This is a genomic window from Dietzia sp. NPDC055343, from assembly GCF_053645265.1.
Window position 1 is genome coordinate 22,992 of the sequence record NZ_JBSHMJ010000017.1, and the last position, 16,145, is coordinate 39,136.

17 protein-coding genes and 1 tRNA gene are annotated in these 16,145 nt (G+C 71.0%); 8 read left to right on the forward strand and 10 right to left on the reverse strand.

All coding sequences use genetic code 11. The annotated features are described in order from the left end of the window. The first annotated feature begins 5 nt into the window (after positions 1 to 5). Together ACWIE7_RS09945 and ACWIE7_RS09950 are read left to right on the forward strand one after the other, a co-directional pair. Positions 6 to 1,334 carry a cytochrome P450 gene (locus ACWIE7_RS09945; protein ID WP_454069186.1) on the forward strand — a complete coding sequence of 443 codons (1,329 nt, stop codon included), beginning with the start codon at positions 6 to 8 and terminating at the stop codon, positions 1,332 to 1,334. A gap of 128 nt (positions 1,335 to 1,462) precedes the next feature. Then, positions 1,463 to 2,074 carry a putative glycolipid-binding domain-containing protein gene (locus ACWIE7_RS09950; protein ID WP_454069187.1) on the forward strand — a complete coding sequence of 204 codons (612 nt, stop codon included), beginning with the start codon at positions 1,463 to 1,465 and terminating at the stop codon, positions 2,072 to 2,074. An 86-nt stretch (positions 2,075 to 2,160) separates the two neighbouring features. Here the strand turns inward: ACWIE7_RS09950 and ACWIE7_RS09955 are convergent, their stop codons facing one another. Beyond that, the gene (locus ACWIE7_RS09955) at positions 2,161 to 3,147 is read right to left on the reverse strand and encodes a prephenate dehydrogenase (RefSeq protein ID WP_454069188.1); all 987 of its coding nucleotides are present in this window, start codon (positions 3,145 to 3,147) and stop codon (positions 2,161 to 2,163) included. Between the two features lie 36 nt (positions 3,148 to 3,183). Here ACWIE7_RS09955 and ACWIE7_RS09960 point away from each other — a divergent pair, with 36 nt between their 5' ends. The 4 genes from ACWIE7_RS09960 to ACWIE7_RS09975 all read left to right on the forward strand — a co-directional run bounded on the left by ACWIE7_RS09960 (position 3,184) and on the right by ACWIE7_RS09975 (position 4,689). Next, entirely contained in the window at positions 3,184 to 3,723 is a 540-nt protein-coding gene (locus tag ACWIE7_RS09960) for a tRNA adenosine deaminase-associated protein (protein WP_454069189.1), read from the forward strand. Then, positions 3,720 to 4,190, forward strand: coding sequence for a nucleoside deaminase (locus ACWIE7_RS09965; protein WP_454057886.1), 471 nt, complete (start codon positions 3,720 to 3,722; stop codon positions 4,188 to 4,190). The genes ACWIE7_RS09960 and ACWIE7_RS09965 overlap by 4 nt, the downstream gene beginning before the upstream one ends. Before the next feature lie 102 nt (positions 4,191 to 4,292). Further along, on the forward strand, positions 4,293 to 4,496 hold the full coding sequence (locus tag ACWIE7_RS09970) for a CsbD family protein (protein WP_452100699.1): 204 nt from the start codon (positions 4,293 to 4,295) through the stop codon (positions 4,494 to 4,496). Between the two features lie 102 nt (positions 4,497 to 4,598). Further along, positions 4,599 to 4,689 (forward strand) — tRNA-Ser (locus ACWIE7_RS09975). A gap of 178 nt (positions 4,690 to 4,867) precedes the next feature. Here the strand turns inward: ACWIE7_RS09975 and ACWIE7_RS09980 are convergent. Beyond that, positions 4,868 to 5,485 (reverse strand): TetR/AcrR family transcriptional regulator, encoded by a 618-nt coding sequence (locus tag ACWIE7_RS09980; protein WP_454057885.1) that lies wholly within the window; start codon positions 5,483 to 5,485, stop codon positions 4,868 to 4,870. Between the two features lie 170 nt (positions 5,486 to 5,655). Between ACWIE7_RS09980 and tgt the strand changes: the two genes are divergently transcribed. Beyond that, complete coding sequence (gene tgt / locus ACWIE7_RS09985) at positions 5,656 to 6,942, forward strand: tRNA guanosine(34) transglycosylase Tgt (RefSeq protein WP_452100116.1); 1,287 nt, start codon at positions 5,656 to 5,658, stop codon at positions 6,940 to 6,942. Positions 6,943 to 7,213: 271 nt separating this feature from the next. On the opposite strand, the gene ACWIE7_RS09990 is transcribed toward tgt, so the two are convergent. The 5 genes from ACWIE7_RS09990 to ACWIE7_RS10010 form a co-directional block, all read right to left on the reverse strand. Further along, positions 7,214 to 7,567, reverse strand: coding sequence for a CHY zinc finger protein (locus tag ACWIE7_RS09990; RefSeq protein ID WP_452100115.1), 354 nt, complete (start codon positions 7,565 to 7,567; stop codon positions 7,214 to 7,216). A 32-nt stretch (positions 7,568 to 7,599) separates the two neighbouring features. Continuing rightward, entirely contained in the window at positions 7,600 to 8,415 is an 816-nt protein-coding gene (locus tag ACWIE7_RS09995) for a queuosine precursor transporter (protein WP_452100114.1), read from the reverse strand. 295 nt (positions 8,416 to 8,710) lie between these two features. After that, the gene (gene gluQRS, locus ACWIE7_RS10000; protein ID WP_454069190.1) at positions 8,711 to 9,694 is read right to left on the reverse strand and encodes a tRNA glutamyl-Q(34) synthetase GluQRS; all 984 of its coding nucleotides are present in this window, start codon (positions 9,692 to 9,694) and stop codon (positions 8,711 to 8,713) included. Between the two features lie 53 nt (positions 9,695 to 9,747). Further along, positions 9,748 to 10,083: a type II toxin-antitoxin system PemK/MazF family toxin gene (locus ACWIE7_RS10005; protein WP_454057882.1), complete on the reverse strand. Its 336-nt coding sequence runs from the start codon at positions 10,081 to 10,083 to the stop codon at positions 9,748 to 9,750. Then, entirely contained in the window at positions 10,076 to 10,303 is a 228-nt protein-coding gene (locus ACWIE7_RS10010; protein WP_452100112.1) for a hypothetical protein, read from the reverse strand. The genes ACWIE7_RS10005 and ACWIE7_RS10010 overlap by 8 nt, the downstream gene beginning before the upstream one ends. A 63-nt stretch (positions 10,304 to 10,366) precedes the next feature. Here ACWIE7_RS10010 and ACWIE7_RS10015 point away from each other — a divergent pair, with 63 nt between their 5' ends. Further along, complete coding sequence (locus ACWIE7_RS10015; protein ID WP_452100111.1) at positions 10,367 to 10,699, forward strand: 4a-hydroxytetrahydrobiopterin dehydratase; 333 nt, start codon at positions 10,367 to 10,369, stop codon at positions 10,697 to 10,699. 239 nt (positions 10,700 to 10,938) lie between these two features. On the opposite strand, the gene nuoN is transcribed toward ACWIE7_RS10015, so the two are convergent. From nuoN to nuoL, 3 genes are read right to left on the reverse strand one after another with little or no spacing between them, the layout of a single operon-like run. Continuing rightward, a complete protein-coding gene (gene nuoN / locus ACWIE7_RS10020; RefSeq protein ID WP_452100110.1) occupies positions 10,939 to 12,657 on the reverse strand; it encodes an NADH-quinone oxidoreductase subunit NuoN in 1,719 nt (572 codons plus the stop codon). After that, on the reverse strand, positions 12,654 to 14,201 hold the full coding sequence (locus ACWIE7_RS10025) for an NADH-quinone oxidoreductase subunit M (RefSeq protein WP_454069191.1): 1,548 nt from the start codon (positions 14,199 to 14,201) through the stop codon (positions 12,654 to 12,656). Before ACWIE7_RS10025 ends, nuoN begins: the two co-directional genes overlap by 4 nt. After that, on the reverse strand, positions 14,198 to 16,141 hold the full coding sequence (nuoL, locus tag ACWIE7_RS10030) for an NADH-quinone oxidoreductase subunit L (RefSeq protein ID WP_454069192.1): 1,944 nt from the start codon (positions 16,139 to 16,141) through the stop codon (positions 14,198 to 14,200). The genes ACWIE7_RS10025 and nuoL overlap by 4 nt, the downstream gene beginning before the upstream one ends. Positions 16,142 to 16,145 lie beyond the last annotated feature (4 nt).

The window sequence follows — 16,145 nt, forward strand, 5'->3', positions numbered from 1 at the left end:
CCGACATGGACACTCGTCTTCCTCCGGGTCCGCGGCTGCCGAACCTGCTGCAGGCACTGCTCGCGCTGTCGGTCCCCGTCGTCCTCTTCCCCGCGGCGGCGAAGCGGTACGGGGTGCCGTTCACGCTCACGATGCTGCCGCAGCGGCGAAAGATCGTGGCGGTCTCCGAGCCGGCGCAGGTCAAGGACGTGTTCGCCGGCTCGCCGTCGGTCTTCCACGCCGGCAAGGGCAATGACCTGCTGCGGCCGCTCCTCGGTGTGCACTCGCTGCTGCTCCAGGACGGCGGCGACCACGCCCGTGCCCGGCGGTTGCTGGCGCCGGCGTTCGGCCGCCGCGAGATCGCCGGCTACCGCGGCCTCGTCGAGCAGGTCACGGCCCAGCAGTTGGACCGGTGGCCGCGCTCGGGGCGGGTGCGCGCGCACGTGCTGCTGAACGAGCTGACCCTCGAGGTGATCCTGCGGGTGGTGTTCGGCGTCTCCGACACCGCGCGGCTCGATCGGATGCGGCCGATCGTGGCCCGCGCCGTCGACGCCGGCCCCGTGGTGATGATCGGCCTGGGGATGCCCGCGCTGCGCGGGATCGGGCCGTGGAAGCGGGAGGTCCGCGACCTGGCGGCCATCCACGAGTTCCTGGGCGAGGAGATCGGGCAGGCCCGCCGCGACCCGGCGCTGGCCGAGCGTCGCGACCTCCTGGCGCTGCTCGTGCGGGCCTCCGCCGAGGACGCGCAGGGCCTGACCGACGCGGAGCTGCGCGACCAACTCATGACGCTGGTGGCCGCCGGGCACGAGACCACGGCCACCGCCATGGCGTGGGCGATGCTCGAGCTGGCCCGCCACCCGGGCGTGCAGGAGCGCTGCGTGGACGAGATGACCGCGGCCGGCGCCGACCAGGACGGGGCGGCCGCGGGCGACGCCGAATACCTCGACGCCGTCATCAAGGAGGTGCTGCGCCTGCACCCGGTGGTGCCGATGGTCATGCGGGAGCTGCAGGAGCCGGCCACCGTGGGCGGGCGCGAGTACCCGCGTGGGGTGACGATCTCGCCGTCGATCGTCCTGGCGCACCGGTCGGACGACTCCTACCCGTCGCCGCAGGATTTCGACCCGCATCGCTTTCTCGGTGATGTGCCGACGCCCACCACCTGGCTGCCGTTCGGCGGCGGCGCGCGGCGGTGCATCGGGGCCTCGTTCGCGATGATGGAGGGGCAGGTCATCCTCCAGCAGGTGCTGCAGCGGTACCGGCTCGTCCCGGTGGGCCGCGGCCGCGAGTGGCCACGTTCGCGCAACGTCACGCTGTACCCGTGGCGGCGGGCCCGCGTGGAGTTGCAGGCGCGCTGACTCCGATACCCGATTGCACGTCCCCGAGGTGGTCGAGGCCATGTCGACGGCGGGAAATCAACCGGTGGCGGGCGCCCGGAACGTGGACTGATGTGCGTTTCGGTGTCACTTTCCCTACCGTGGAGTCTGTGAACGCTTCTCAGTCGCCCGCGCCGCTGTCCGAAGCACAGCGTGCGTCGGCTCCCCGCATGTACACGTGGATCTCTGAGACCGGCAGGGTGATCGAGCAGGTCAGAGTTCTCCCGAAGGGTGACGCCACCCGCGCCCGGGGACGCATCGTCTCGGCGACCCACTCGGATCACGACGCCTTTACGGTCGAGTACGAGGCGGAGATCTCGGCCGACTGTTCGCCGCGTCGCGTGCGTCTCACCGTGACCACCGAGGAGTACGACCGCACCATCGACCTGGTGTGCGACGCCGAGGGGTCGTGGCTGCTCGACGACCCCAGCGACACCCGCTCCCGCGTCGGCGGCGAGGGCGTCAAGGACGTCGACGTCACCTACAGTGTGTTCTTCGCCAGCCTGATGATCCGCCGCCTCGGCCTGGACACCCAGCAGGGCTCCGCGGAGGCACGCGTGCTGTCGGTGGACTCGCTGACCCTCGAGGTCACCGAGGACACGGTCACCATGTCCTCCGATGACGAGCACATCCACGGCATCACCGCCACCGCCTCGACCAGCGCGACGGTCGACGCCGACGGCATGATCCTCGACGTTCCGGGCCTGAGCCGCCGCGTCTGATTCGCCCGGACTGAGCCGGGACTCATCGGCCCGGCCGCGGCGCGCCTGCGCATCTCGATGCGTACGCCCCTCGTCTGAAGAGCGGATCAGTGGGCCAGGCGTACCGCCCGGCCCTGCGAACCCGCGGCCCGCAGCACGTCCAGCCACCCCGGCGCGCCGGGACGGATCGTGATCGCGCCGTCGGTGACGGCGTTGTCGTCGTCATCGTCTCGTCCGGCGTCACCCCGGCCCACCTGCACGTCCTCGTAGGCGCGGCGCGCGCGGTGGCCGTCGTCGATCAGCGGCCCGAGCGTTCCGTCCGTCGCCAGCGACTCCCGCGCGGCGGCCAGGTCGGCCAGACACTCGTCCAACACGCAGAGCAGCGCCTCGCGGTTGGGCTCGCAGATCGCGCGCACCAGGTCCGGAGCGGTGCCGGCGACGCGGGTGCCGTCGCGGAACGAGCCCGCCGCCAGCGCCAATGCGAGGTCGCCGCCGCGCGCCCCGGCCAGCGCGAGCGCCTCGGCCAACACGTGCCCGACGTGGGAGATCCGGGCGACGGCCGCGTCGTGTTCGGCGGAGGTGGCCGAGATCAGGCGCGATCCGCAGTCGCCGGCCATCGCCGCGACGCGCTGCCAGGTGTGGGGGTCGGCGTCGTCGTCGGCGGCGACGAGCCAGGTCGCGCCGCGGAACAGGTCCGGGTCCGTGGCGTCCCAGCCCGAGTGTGCGGTGCCCGCCATGGGGTGCCCGCCGACGAACCGCGCCGCCAGGCCGCGCCGCCGCACCGCCTCGAGGACGGGCCCCTTGACGCTGATCACGTCGGTCAGGGCGACGCCCGGCGCGTGCTCGGCCACCGCGTCCAGCGTCGCGTCGAGGGCGGGGAGAGGGACTCCGACGACGACGAGGGCGTCCTCCCGCGCGGCCCGACCGAGGGTGTGGGCCAGATCCGTGGAGACGTCGAACCCCGCAGCCGTGGCGGCCTCCGCGGTGGGGGCCGACCGGTTCCATCCGAACGCCCTGTCAGGCCCGAGCGCCCGCATCAGCGACCCGCCGATCAGACCGACGCCGAGCACGCACACGTTCCTCGCATCCGTCACCTGACAAGGTTCTCACAGCCGACTACGGTTGAGCCCATGGCCAGCTCCTTCGACCGAAGCTCCCGCGACAGTGGGAGTGACGCCGGCGACGACGCCGTGACCGGCTACGCCCTCGGCGTCATGCAGGAGGGTGGGGCCTGGCACATCACGCGCCTGGCCGACACGGCGTTGACCAGCCTCGATGACGCCGCCCGCCAGGTCCGCTCGCTGCGTACCGAGGGGGCCTCGTTCGGGCTGGTGGACGTGGACCACGAGTTCTTCGTGATCCTGCGGCCCGGCCCGTCCGGAATGCGCCTCCTGCTGTCGGATGCCACCGCTGCGCTGGACTACGACCTCGCCGCCGATGTGCTCGACGAGCTCAACGTGGAGGTGCCCGACCTGTCGGACGAGGAGCTCGAGGACACCGACCCGTGGGGTGAGGGCGACATGGCGATCCTCGAGGATCTCGGGCTGCCGGAGGGGGTGCTGGAGATCATCGTCTCCGAAACCGACCTCTATGCCGACGAGCAGCTGCAGTCGGTGGCCGAGCGGATGGACTTCGCCGACGAGCTCGAGCGGCACCTGCCCGACTCGTGAGTTCACCGTCGCGCCTGGCCGCCGACGAGACGCTGGTCCGCCGGGCGCTCGCCGTGGCCGCCGGGGCGCCGGCCGGGGATGTGCCCGTCGGCGCGATCGTGCTCGGGCCGGACGGCCGTGAGCTGGCCGCCGCCGCGAACCGGCGCGAGGCCGACGGCGACCCGTTCGCCCACGCCGAGGTGCTCGCGCTGCGGGAGGCCGCCCGGGTGCTCGGCGACGGCTGGCGGCTCGAGGACTGCACCCTGGTGGTGACGCTGGAGCCATGCACGATGTGCGCCGGGGCGGCGGTGGCGGCGCGGGTCGGACACATCGTCTTCGGCGCCTGGGAGCCGCGCACCGGGGCCTGCGGGTCACTGTGGGACGTGGTCCGAGACCGACGGCTCGTGCACCGACCGGAGGTACGCGGAGGCGTTCTCGAGGACGAGTGCGCCGCGATCCTCGAGGACTTCTTCCGCGCCCGACGGTGACCCGATCGTGACCCGCGAGCGGTGGAGTCGTTCACCTCGCCTACGTACGGTGGGCCTCACGAGGCGCCGACACATCGGTGCCGCGATCGAGAGGAGCACCACATGGGAGTGGGAGACAAGTTCTCGAACAAGGCCGAGGAGCTGGCCGGGCGCGCGAAGGAGTCCGCGGGAGCGGCCTCCGGTGATCGCGACATGCAGGCCGAGGGCCAGGCCGACCAGGGCTCGGCGAACCTCAAGCAGGGCGCCGAGAAGCTCAAGGACAAGGCCAACGAGGTCGCCGGCAAGATCACCGGCAACAAGGACTGACTCCGTCTTTCGGCCGGTCAGAGCCTGCCCTGAACAGGCTCTGACCGGCCGCTGACCCCGGCGATTTTCGCGACGGGGCCGGTTTCTAGTAACGTACTTCGCGGTGGCGTGTCCGAGCGGCCGAAGGTGAAGCACTCGAAATGCTTTGTTGGGTAACCCCCAACCGTGGGTTCAAATCCCACCGCCACCGCCAAAAGGAGAGCCCCGGATCTCGTTCAGAGGTCCGGGGCTCTCGTCGTTGCAGGTGCTTAAGGACTCCCGCGAGGCCCGCCGCCCGTCGCCCCTCATCGAGAAGAGCGTTTGGCACAATTCCACTCGACGGATACGGGGGAAAGGCTCTTCTCGATGAGGCCGGGGTGGGCTGGGGGCGATCAGTGGGTCGGGCGAGCCCCGGTCGCGACGGGATCGGCGAAGTCCGGCAGCGTCGCCACAGCGAACAGCGTGGTGAGCGCCGAATCGATGATCGACTCCTGCGGCTGCCCCGACTCCTCGCCCAGCAGCGCGAGCTCCTCGATCCCGGCCAGCCAGGCGCGGGTGAGCACCAGCGTCATCGGCTGGGGGTCGGCAACGCCGACGCTCGCGAGGATTCGCAGGCAGATGGTGCGATGCATGCTGTTGACGACCCGCTCCAGCGCCGGATCGACAGACCGACCCGACCGCAGGACCGCCACGTAGTTGTCGCGACGCCGCTGGATGAAACGCACCAGCGCGGTGATGATCGCCCGGGTGCCGCCGTCCGCATGCGTGCCCTCGGGAACCTCCGTCAACGACAGCACGTGATCGGCCGCCGACCGGACGACCTCGGTGAGGTAGTCCAGTTTCGTGGGGAAGTAGTGGAACATCAGACTGCGGGAGACGCCTGCGCGCTCGGCCACGTCGTCCAGGGACAGAGCCTGGAACGGCGTGGTCTCCAGCAGCCGGATCCCGAACCCGACCAGCTGGGCTCTGCGTTCCTGCCGAGAGAGTCTCCGGCTCCCTACTGAGGTCATCGGCCACCTTGTCGTCGTCTTCGTCGTCGTTCTCGCAGTCGTCCTGGCTATCTCGCTGGTCGTCGAATCCAGCGCCTCGGTTCCCACCTCCGCGTTTTCGGGGCCCGGGCACCACCGGTCATCCTAGGGGCACGGCCGTTGCGCCCCGCCCGACGTGCCACGATGGACGCATGTCGGACCACGCGCCCTCCTCGACCCGCCCCACCACCTTCGACGTGGGCGAGCGGATGGTGCTCGACGGCACCGCCGGCGGGCGGACGGGCGTCATCCGCACCCCGCACGGGGACATCGCCACGCCGGCGTTCATCCCCGTCGGCACCAAGGCCACCGTCAAGACGCTGACGCCCGAACAGATCCGCTCGACCGGGGCGCAGGCCGTGCTCGCCAACGCCTACCACCTGTATCTCCAGCCCGGCCACGACGTGCTCGACGCCGCCGGCGGCCTGGGCGAGTTCATGCGCTGGCCCGGGCCCACGTACACCGACTCCGGCGGCTTCCAGGTGATGAGCCTGGGCGTGGGGTTCAAGAAGGTGATCGAGATGTCCGCCGGCGCCGCGACCAAGCCCGACGACTCCGCGACGAACAAGGGGCAGGGGCGGCTGGCGAAGGTCGACGAGGACGGCGTCACCTTCACCTCCCACCTCGACGGCTCCCGGCACCGCTTCTCGCCGGAGGTGTCCATGCAGATCCAGCACGGGCTCGGCGCCGACATCCTGTTCGCGTTCGACGAGCTCACCACGCTGATGAACACGCGCAAGTACCAGGAGAGCTCGGTGGAGCGGACCCGGCGCTGGGCGCAGCGGTGCCTCGATGAGCACGAGCGGTTGTCGCTGGAACGCACGCACCGGCCGGGGCAGTCGCTGTGGGGTGTCGTGCAGGGTGCCCAGTTCGAGGACCTGCGGCGGCAGGCCGTGCGGGGTCTCGTCGAGATGAGCGACCGCGCCGAGTCCGAGGGGCGGCGTGGGTTCGGCGGCTACGGGATCGGCGGGGCACTGGAGAAGGAGAACCTCGGCACGATCGTGGGCTGGTGTACCGAGGAGTTGCCCGAGGACCGGCCGCGGCACCTTCTGGGGATCAGCGAGCCCGACGACATCTTCACCGCGGTGGAGAACGGCGCCGACACCTTCGACTGCGTGGCGCCGACCCGGCTCGCGCGGCACGGCGGTATCTACACGCTGGACGGGCGCGTCAACATGACGCGGGCGCAGTTCCGCCACGACCACTCGCCCCTCGACCCGGGCGGCTTCTCCGAGGTCTCGCGGGAGTACTCGCGTGCTTACATCCACCACCTGTTCAAGGCCAAGGAGTTCCTCGGTCAGACCCTGCTGACCCTGCACAATCTTGCGTTCGTGGTGCGGCTCGTCGACGACGTGCGCGCCGCGATGGCCGCCGGGCCCGACGAGTACCTCGCCTACAAGACGGAGTTCACGGGGCGGTACTACGCGCAGAAGCGGTGACGGCCCGGCTGGGGTTGCCGACTCGTGGGAGGCTGAAGGCATGTTGTCGGAGGAGCGGATCGAAGCCATCAACGCGGCGCTCGCGAGGGATTGATTCTCTTCAGGAGTCGATGTTGAGCAAAGTGGTAGCCAGGTTGCCGGAAGGCGCCGGAGCGCGGGGTCTCCCAGGCGGCGCGCCGTCGAGTGGTCTCACCCCCTCGCATTCGCCCAGAGGAGCCTTCGGGATCTGCCGGATCTGCGACCACTCGACGAGGTGATGGGGCAGGGGCCGCTACTCGAAGTAGATCGAGTGGTGCAGCGAGCATCCCGGGTTGAACGGCGACTCGCACGACGGGCAGGCGTCGGCCTCGAGGTAGTCGCTGATCGAGAGCGTGGTCCGGCAGACGCCGCACAGGATCGCGCGGGTGTCGAACTCGGCCTTCGGCCACGCCGAGACCGGGTGGTCGACGGTCTCGGCGTGGCAGCGGAAACACGGATAGAACTCGCCGCAGCAGTGGAAGCGGATTGCGATGACATCCAGCGGGCCCGCGTAGTGCACGCATCGGGTCTGGTCGTCGACGGTCGGGCCCAGCACCCTGACGGCGGGCACACCGCGCCCGCCGCCAGGGTGGTCGCGCGAGATCATGCCACCGAGTCTGCCAGCGCGGTCGCCAACGGTCAGACCGTCGAGTCCGCGAGGGCCGCCTGGTAGGTGGGCTCGCGCTTCTTGATCCAGCCGATCACCAGGTACGTCACCGGCAGCAGGACAGCCTCGACCAGCGTCTTCCAGACGAAGCCGATCACCACGTAGTTCCAGTAGTCGCCCGAACCGAGCACCATGCCCAGCGCGGGCGCGGCGATCGTGCAGAACACCAGCGTGTCCGCGAGCTGGCCCACCACGGTCGAGCCGAGCAGCCGCGCCCACAGGCTCTTCTCGCCGGTGCGACGCTTCATCCACACCAGCACGTACGAGTTGAGCAGCTCGCCCACCACGTAGCCGGCCAGGCCCGCGAGGAAGAACTGCGGCACGACGCCGGCCACCGCCTCGAACGCGTCCTGGTTCTCGTAGAACGGTGCCGGCGGCAGCTGCGTGGTGATGGTGAACGTCAGCGCGGCCAGGGCGAGCACGGCGAACCCTGAGATCACGACGCGGCGCATCGCGCGGAAGCCGTAGACCTCGCTGATCACGTCGCCCAGCACGTAGGCCAGCGGGAAGAGCAGGAAGGCGCCGTCGGTGACGAACCCGTCGAGCGAGAGGAAACCGAGCTCGAAGCCCAGGTCCGGGAAGAGGAGGACGCCCTTGGTACCGGCGACGTTGCTGATGAGCATCACGCCGACGAACAGGGCGATGAGGTAGCCGTAGTAGGGGCTGGCGACCGCGGCGAACACGGCCCGGTCGCGGGCGGAGGGGGTGCTGCGCGCCGGCTCGGAAGTGTTCCCGTCCGGCCGCCCAGTCCCGAGCGGATCTGAATTCTTCTGCGATGAAGTGGTCACGGGCGTCGATTATCCGCGCCGAGGTCTGTGCGTGGCGAATTCGCGGCCCGCCCAGCCGATCGAGTTCACCCGGCCATCGCCCGGCCTCGCCCGGCCACCACCCTGCACCCTCGGTTGCAAGACACGCCCCTCCGGTCGCAAGACATCCGGTGCGTTTTCTCGCCCTTGGAACGCACATTTTGTCTGGCAACTGCATGGCGGTGTCTTGCAACCGGGGTGTGCGGGTGGGCGGGGCGTGGTCGCGTGGGACAGAGCCGGCGATCGGCCAGCGACCAGCCGACGATCGGCCCGCCGGTCAGCCGAACACCCAGGGCCCGGATCGCAGGGCCGCGAAAGTGACCCGGCCCCGAAGGTCGTGGATCGAGTCCGAGCCCTCGGGCCCACCCAGCGAGGCCACGATGCGGGCGACGGCGGCCCTCGTCGTCGTCCCCGCCTCGGCGAGGTCGGCCAACGTCACCGCGCCGTCCCGCTTGGCGAGCCGCTCCCCGGCCGCGTTCACCGCGAGCGGCACGTGCACGTACTCGGGGCGCGCGAGGCCGAGCAGGTCGGCGAGGTAGGCCTGGCGCGGCGTGGAGGGCAGGAGGTCCTCGCCGCGGACGACCTGGTCCACGCCCTGCGCGGCATCGTCGACGACGACGGCGAGGTTGTACGCCCACACGCCGTCGCCCCGGCGCAGGACCACGTCATCCACAACACCTGCATAGATGCCGTGGACCCGATCGGTGATCGTCAGCTCGGTGAGCTCGGCCCGGAGCCTCAATGCGGGGACCCGCCCCGGGCCGAGGGCGGCGCGGCGGCGGGCACGTTCGGATTCGGGAAGGTCGCGGCAGGTGCCCGGGTAGGAACCCGGCGGGGAGTGCGGGGCGCGCGCGGCCTCGGCGATCTCGCGGCGGGAGCAGTAGCACTCGTAGACCAGGCCGTGGTCGGCGAGCCGGTCGGCTGCGGCGGCGTAGGCGGGGAAGCGCTCGGACTCCCACATGATGTCGCCGTCCCAGTCGATGCCGATCGCGGCGAGGTCGGCCAGCTGACGCTCGGCGACGCCGGGGCGGGCACGGGCGGTGTCGAGGTCGTCGACCCGCATCCGGAACGCCCGGCCCGAGTCGCGCGCGAGCAGCCAGGCGATGACCGCCGTGCGCAGGTTTCCGAGGTGCAGGTCGCCCGACGGGCTGGGGGCGTAACGGCCGGCGCCGGTCGTTCGTGGGCGGACGGTGTCCGCGGGCCGGGCGTCACTGCTCGGCGAGGGGAGGCGCGGGCTGGACGGGGCGGTCGGTGCGGTCACCATTTCAGCGTAGGCGGGGTGGTCCGACGACACGATCCGGCTCCGGTGCACTGTCAGTCGTCGATGAAATCGGTGAGCCACCGGCGGATCTCGATCAGCGTCGATGAGTCCACCCGGCCGGCGCGGCCCACTACACGTCGGCGGGAGATGGTGCGCACCTGCTCGGTCATGGCCCACGATCCGCGAGGGGGCACATCGCCCCGGAGTCGCACGTGGTTCGACCACTTGCGGTCAACCGACGTCACCGGGACGACGATCACGAGGGTGTCAGCGATCGAGAGGTGCCCGCGGGAGGACACCACCACGGCGGGCCGTCGGCCGCTCTGCTCTCGGCCCACGGTGGGGTCGAGGGTCACCCACACGACGTCGCCGGGTTCGGGATCAGGCATCCTGCACGGAATCCCACCAGTCGGTCTCCTCGCGATAGGAGGCCAGATCGGCCGGATCTGATGCATCGATCTCGGCACGAAGCCGGTCGAACCGCTGCTGTTTCTCGACGAGCGAAGCGAGATAGGCCAGATGCTCGCCCAGCGTGCGGTGCTCGGCGGCCGCCTGATGCTTGAGAACGTCACGCAGCTCACGACTGACCTTGATCGTCGTATGAGTCATACCCGGAGTATACCTTCGCGGGTCGGTCAGCGCGGGGTGCGGCGAACTGTCAGACTGGGCGGCATGAGCGCAGACGACAACACCCGCCTGACCGAGGAGCAGATCGAGGAAGGTCTCGCCGATCTTCCCGGCTGGGCGTTCTCGGAGGGGTCCCTGACCTACACCGCGGTATGCGAGTCGCCGCAGGCCGCGATCGACCTGGTTTCCGCCATCGGGCAGGCGGCGAACGGCCAGAACCACCACCCTGACCTGCTGTGGAGCTACGACGAGGTGACCCTGGACCTGCGCAGCCACGACGTGGATGGCGTCACCCAGCGGGACCTGCGGCTCGCACGCGCGGTGTCGGCGCTGTCGGGAGAGTTCGACGCGACCCCGCTGGGCATCGACGACGTCTGAGCGCCCGCTCCGCCCGCCGGGCGTCGACGACGCCTGAGTCCCCGACTCGCCCCGCCCTGGCCGTTGGCAGAGGCCGCCGCCGGCTGCTCACCGTGCCCTAGATTGCGCCGCCGCCTGCTCACCGGGCTCGAGGTTTCGTCGAGTGGTCGCAGATGCGGGGTTCGGCAGCGGGTGTCTTGGGAAAACGTGAAGGGGTCAGACCACTCGACGATCGGCGGTCCGGTCAGCCGGCGGTCCGGTCAGCCGGCGAACGCGAACGCCGAGGCCGCGCCGGCGAGGTCCAACAGCGGCTGCGGGACGCCCCCGAGCACCAGCGTGACCGCCACCGACACACCCACCACCGCGAGGGTGGCCGGCCGCTGCGCGAACGCCACGTCGGGAGACCCCGCCGCCGCGTCCACATCCCCGTGCGCGGCCGCCGCGCCCGAGTACGCCTGCGCGGCCCCCGCGCCCGCGGGAGCCCCCGCACCCGCCCCACCAGGCGTCTCGCGGAAGAACATCACCACGATCACGCGCACGTAGAACGACGCCGCGATCGCGCTGGAGAGCACACCGATCAGCACGAGCCACACCGCGCCGGCGTCGACCGCGGCGGAGAACACCGCGAACTTGGCGATGAAGCCGCTGGTCAGCGGGATTCCGGCGAGCGCCAGCAGGAGCACCGCGAACGCCCCCGCGATCGCCGGCTGCCGCCTCCCGAGCCCCGCCCACGAGCGCAGGTCGGTGATCTCGGCGCCCTCGGGATCGCGGACCAACCCGGCCACCGCGAACACCCCCACCGTGCTCACCGCGTACACCGCGAGGTAGAACAGCAGCGCCGTAGTCCCGGCGGCCGGCGCGCCGACCATCCCCGTAAGCAGGAAGCCGGCGTGCGCCACCGACGAGTACGCGAGCAGCCGCTTGACGTCGTTCTGCGTCACGCCCACCACGGTGCCCACGACCATCGTCAGCGCGGCCACGGCCCACAGCACGGGCACCCACTGCGACTCGAGCCCGGGCACGGCCACGTAGAAGAACCGCAGGATCGCCCCGAACGCGGCCAGTTTGGTCCCTGCGGCCATGAAGGCGGTGATCGAGATCGGCGCCCCCTGGTACACGTCCGGGGTCCAGTTGTGGAACGGCGCGGCGCCGACCTTGAACAGCAGCCCCACCGACATCAGCGCCACCCCGATCAGCGCCAGGGTGCTGCCGCCCTCGGCCCGCACGGTGGCGGCGATCCCGTCGAAGTCGACGGTCCCCGCATAGCCGTACATCATGGCGATGCCGTAGGCGAAGATCGCCGACGAGAACGCCCCGAGCAGGAAGTACTTGAGCGCCGCCTCCTGCGAGAGAAGTCGTCGTCGTCGGGCCATCCCGCACAGCACATACAGCGGCAGCGACAACACCTCCAACGCGATGAACAGCGTGATCAGATCGTTCGCGGCGGGGAACAGCATGAGGCCGCCGGTGGCGAACAGCACCAGCGGGAACACCTCGGTCTGGGTGACGCCGGCGCGCTCGGCGGCCCGTTCGTTGTCGCCGCCCGGCGCCAGCGCGGCCTGGGGCGCGAAGCCGGCGAGGACGGGCCCGCGGGAGGTGCCCGCGCGTGTTCCGGGAGACGATGACGACGACAACGCCGACACCGCGCCCGCGCCCACCCGTCCGGAAGCGGTCGCCACGCCGGCCCGGCCGCGTTCGCTGATGAGCAGCCCGGCACCGAGAGCCACCACCACGGTCGCACCCTGCAGGAACAGCGCCGGCCCGTCGACGGCCACGGCGCCCTCGGCGGTGACGACCTGCGTGCCGGCGAGCAGCAGCACCGCGACCAGCGAGACGGCGAGCCCGCCGAGGTACAGCGCCAGCTGGGTGACGTACCGGGCCCGTGCCGGCACGAACGCCTCGACGAGCACCGAGACGATCGCCGTGCCCAGCACGATGAGCAGGGGCAGGACGGCCTGGTAGTCGATGTCCGGGGTCATCGGGCGGCACCTTCCACGTGGGCGACGGTCGCGGCGACCGCCGGATCGATCACGTCCAGCGCGGGCTGCGGGTAGAAGCCCAGCGCGACCAGTGCCACCACGAGCGGCGCCAGCACCACCCGTTCGCGGACGCTCAGGTCGCGGGTCGACTCGAGCCCCGGCGCAACGGGCCCACCCATCACGCGCTGGTAGGTCCACAGGATGTAGACCGCGGCCAGGACGAAGGTCGCGGTGGCGAGCACGGCGGCCACGGGGTACGGACCGAACGTGCCGACGAACACCAGGAACTCGCTGATGAACGGCGCGAGCCCCGGTAGCGACAGCGTGGCCAGCCCGGCGATGAGGAATACCCCGGCCAGCACGGGCGCCACCTGCTGCAAGCCGCCGTAGTAGGCGATCTCGCGCATCCGGTGCCGCCGCACGAGGAACCCGCTCACGAGGAACAGCGCGGCCGTGGCCAGCCCGTGGTTGACCATGTAGAGCGTCGACCCGGCGGCGGCCTGCTCGGTCCCGGCGAAGATGCCCAGCACGATGAACCCGAAGTGCGAGATCGACGCGTACGCGATGAGCCGCAGCAGGTCGGTCTGGGCGATCGCCATGAGTCCGCCGTAGATGATGCTGATCACCGCGAGCGTGATGAGCACGGGTGCCCCGGTCCGCGCGGCCTCGGGGAACAGCGGGAGGCTGTAGCGCAGCAGGGCGAAGGTGCCGACCTTGTCGATCACCGCCATCATGAGCACCGCCGAGGCGGGCGTGGCGGCCACCGCGGCGCCGGGCAGCCAGGTGTGGAAGGGCCACAGCGGCGCCTTGATCGCGAACGCGAGCGTGAACCCGGCGAACAGCCACAGCATCGCACCGGGCGGGATCGAGAGGCTGCCGTCGGCCACGGCGGCGGTGATGAGCCGGTAGTCGAACGTGCCGCCCCCGTCGGGTCCGATCCCGGACCACGAAGTGTACATATACAGCGTGATCACCGCGGCCAGCATGACCAGCCCGCCGAGCAGGTTGTAGATGAGGAACCGCACCGCCGCGCGCGCCCGCTCCGCCCCGTCGTCCGAGCCGCCGCCGAACATGCCGATGAGGAAGTACAGCGGGATGAGCATGGCCTCGAACGCCACGTAGAACAGCAATACGTCGAGGCTGAGGAACGTCACGAGCGCGAGTGCCTGCGTGGCCAGCATGAGCGCGGGGTAGGCCTGCGCGCGCCGACTGTCGGGCCCGCCGGCGTCGCGCCCCCCGGCGAGCAGGAGCAACGGCATGAGCGCGGTCGCGAGCAGCACCATGACCAGTGCCACGCCGTCCACGCCGAGCGAGTAGGTGGCGCCGAACGCGGAGATCCACGGCCGGGACTCGACGAACTGGTAGCGCTCGCCGCCGGGTGAGAAGCCGACCGCCACGGCGACCGCCAGGCCGAGTGCGATGAGGGAGGCGAGCAGGGCGAGGGGCCTCGCCGCGCGGGTCGCTCCCCGGGGCAGGACGACGACGACAATGGCGCCGATCAGGGGCGTCAGCCACAGGGCGGTGAGCAGTCCGGGGCCGGTCACAGGGCACCTCCCACGAGCATGGCCGCGATCACCAGGCCGGCGCCCGCCAGCATGTACAGGGCGTAGGTCCGGGTGAGTCCGGATTGCAGGAGGCGCCCGCGGGCGGAGGCGTCCCCGACGGCCGCCGCGACCCCGGTGGCCGCGCCCGCGACAACGGTGCGATCGACGACGGCCGTGCCGGCCACGACCGCCTGGCCGGGCCGCATGAACAGCGACTCGTTGAGGTCGTCGGCGTAGAGGTCGCGCCGGGCGGCCCGGGTGAGCGCGGAGCCCTCGGGCGCGGTCACCGGGACGGCTCTGCGGCCGTAGAGAACGACCGCCACCGCCACACCGAGGGCCACCACGACCAGCGACAGCGTGGTGACCAGCCACACCGGCAGGACGTGCGCGGCGTGGTGTTCGCCCACAACGGGGGCCAGCCAGTCCTGCAGGCGGCCGCCGATGGCGAGCACCAACCCCGCGAGCACCGAGCCGATCGCGATCACGATCATCGGCCCGGTCATCACCGGCGGCGACTCGTGTGGGTGGGCCTCCGTGTGCCAGCGCTTGGGACCGAAGAAGGTCAGGATCATCACGCGGGTCATGTAGAAGGCGGTCAGTCCGGCGCCGAGCAGCGCGAGCGCCCCGAGCAGGTAGCCGCCGACCGAGCCCGCCCCCGCCGTGCTGCCCAGGTCGAACGCGGCAGAGATGATGCCCTCCTTCGAGTAGAAGCCGGCGAACGGCGGGACGCCGATGATCGCCAGGTACCCCAGGCCGAATGTGACGAAGGTGATGGGCATGACCGCGCGCAGGGCCCCGTAGCGGCGCATGTCCACTTCGTCGTCGAGCCCGTGCATCACCGAGCCGGCGCCGAGGAACAGCCCGGCCTTGAAGAAACCGTGGGTTAGCAGGTGCATGATCGCCAGCGCGTACCCGGCGGGGCCGAAGCCGGCCGCCATGACCATGTAGCCGACCTGGCTCATGGTGGAGGCGGCCAGCACCTTCTTGATGTCGTCCTTCGCGCAGCCGACGATCGCGCCGAACAGCAGCGTCACCGCGCCCACGACGATCACCGCGGTCCGGGCCGTGGGGGCGGCGTCGAAGATCGGGTTCGCGCGGGTGATGAGGTAGACGCCCGCGGTGACCATGGTCGCTGCGTGGATGAGCGCAGAGACCGGGGTGGGGCCCTCCATCGCGTCGCCGAGCCAGGACTGCAGCGGCACCTGTGCCGACTTGGCGCACGCACCCACCAGCAATAGCAGCCCGAGCGCCGTGACCAGGACTGTGCTGGCCGGCCCGTCGACGGCCGCGAACACGCCCTCGTAGCTCAGCGTGCCCAGCTGGGTGACCATGACGAACAGCGCGATGGCCAGTCCGATGTCGCCGACGCGGTTGACGAGGAACGCCTTCTTGGCCGCGGTCGCGGCGGAGGGCTTGTGCTGCCAGAACCCGATGAGCAGGTACGAGACCAGGCCCACGCCCTCCCAGCCCAGGTACAGGACGAGAAAGTTGTCCGCCATGACCAGCAGCAGCATCGCCGCGAGGAACAGGTTGAGGTAGGCGAAGAACTTACGCCGCGCGGGATCGGTGGCCATGTAGCCGATCGAATAGATGTGGATCAGCAGGCCCACACCGGTGATGAGCAGCACGAACACCATCGACAGCTGGTCCAGCCGCAGCCCGAAGTCCACGTGCAGCTCGCCCACGGAGATCCACGTGAACAGGGTCTGGGTGGCGGCCCGCTCGCCGGCACCGCGGCCGGTCATCTCGACGAACTGCCACAGCGCCACCGCGAAGGCGGCCAGCGCGACCGCGCACGCGAGCAGATGCCCCCATGCGTTCGCGCGTCGCCCGATCAGCAGCAGGAGTACCGCGCCGAGCAGGGGCAATGCGGGGACGAGCCAGAGGGCGGGGTCGGCGACGGCCGGCGCGAGGGTGTGCGCGAGGGCGGTGGATGTCATCGTC

Coding starts and splice junctions, on each gene's coding strand:
- nuoN (WP_452100110.1), bottom strand. CDS start 12,657: ATGACCCCGGACATCGACTACCAGGCCGTCCTGCCCCTGCTCATCGTG.
- ACWIE7_RS09970 (WP_452100699.1), top strand. CDS start 4,293: ATGGGAGTGGGAGACAAGTTCTCGAACAAGGCCGAGGAGCTGGCCGGG.
- tgt (WP_452100116.1), top strand. CDS start 5,656: ATGTCGGACCACGCGCCCTCCTCGACCCGCCCCACCACCTTCGACGTG.
- ACWIE7_RS10005 (WP_454057882.1), bottom strand. CDS start 10,083: ATGCCTGATCCCGAACCCGGCGACGTCGTGTGGGTGACCCTCGACCCC.
- ACWIE7_RS10015 (WP_452100111.1), top strand. CDS start 10,367: ATGAGCGCAGACGACAACACCCGCCTGACCGAGGAGCAGATCGAGGAA.
- ACWIE7_RS09980 (WP_454057885.1), bottom strand. CDS start 5,485: ATGACCTCAGTAGGGAGCCGGAGACTCTCTCGGCAGGAACGCAGAGCC.
- ACWIE7_RS09990 (WP_452100115.1), bottom strand. CDS start 7,567: ATGATCTCGCGCGACCACCCTGGCGGCGGGCGCGGTGTGCCCGCCGTC.
- ACWIE7_RS09960 (WP_454069189.1), top strand. CDS start 3,184: ATGGCCAGCTCCTTCGACCGAAGCTCCCGCGACAGTGGGAGTGACGCC.
- ACWIE7_RS10010 (WP_452100112.1), bottom strand. CDS start 10,303: ATGACTCATACGACGATCAAGGTCAGTCGTGAGCTGCGTGACGTTCTC.
- ACWIE7_RS09945 (WP_454069186.1), top strand. CDS start 6: ATGGACACTCGTCTTCCTCCGGGTCCGCGGCTGCCGAACCTGCTGCAG.
- nuoL (WP_454069192.1), bottom strand. CDS start 16,141: ATGACATCCACCGCCCTCGCGCACACCCTCGCGCCGGCCGTCGCCGAC.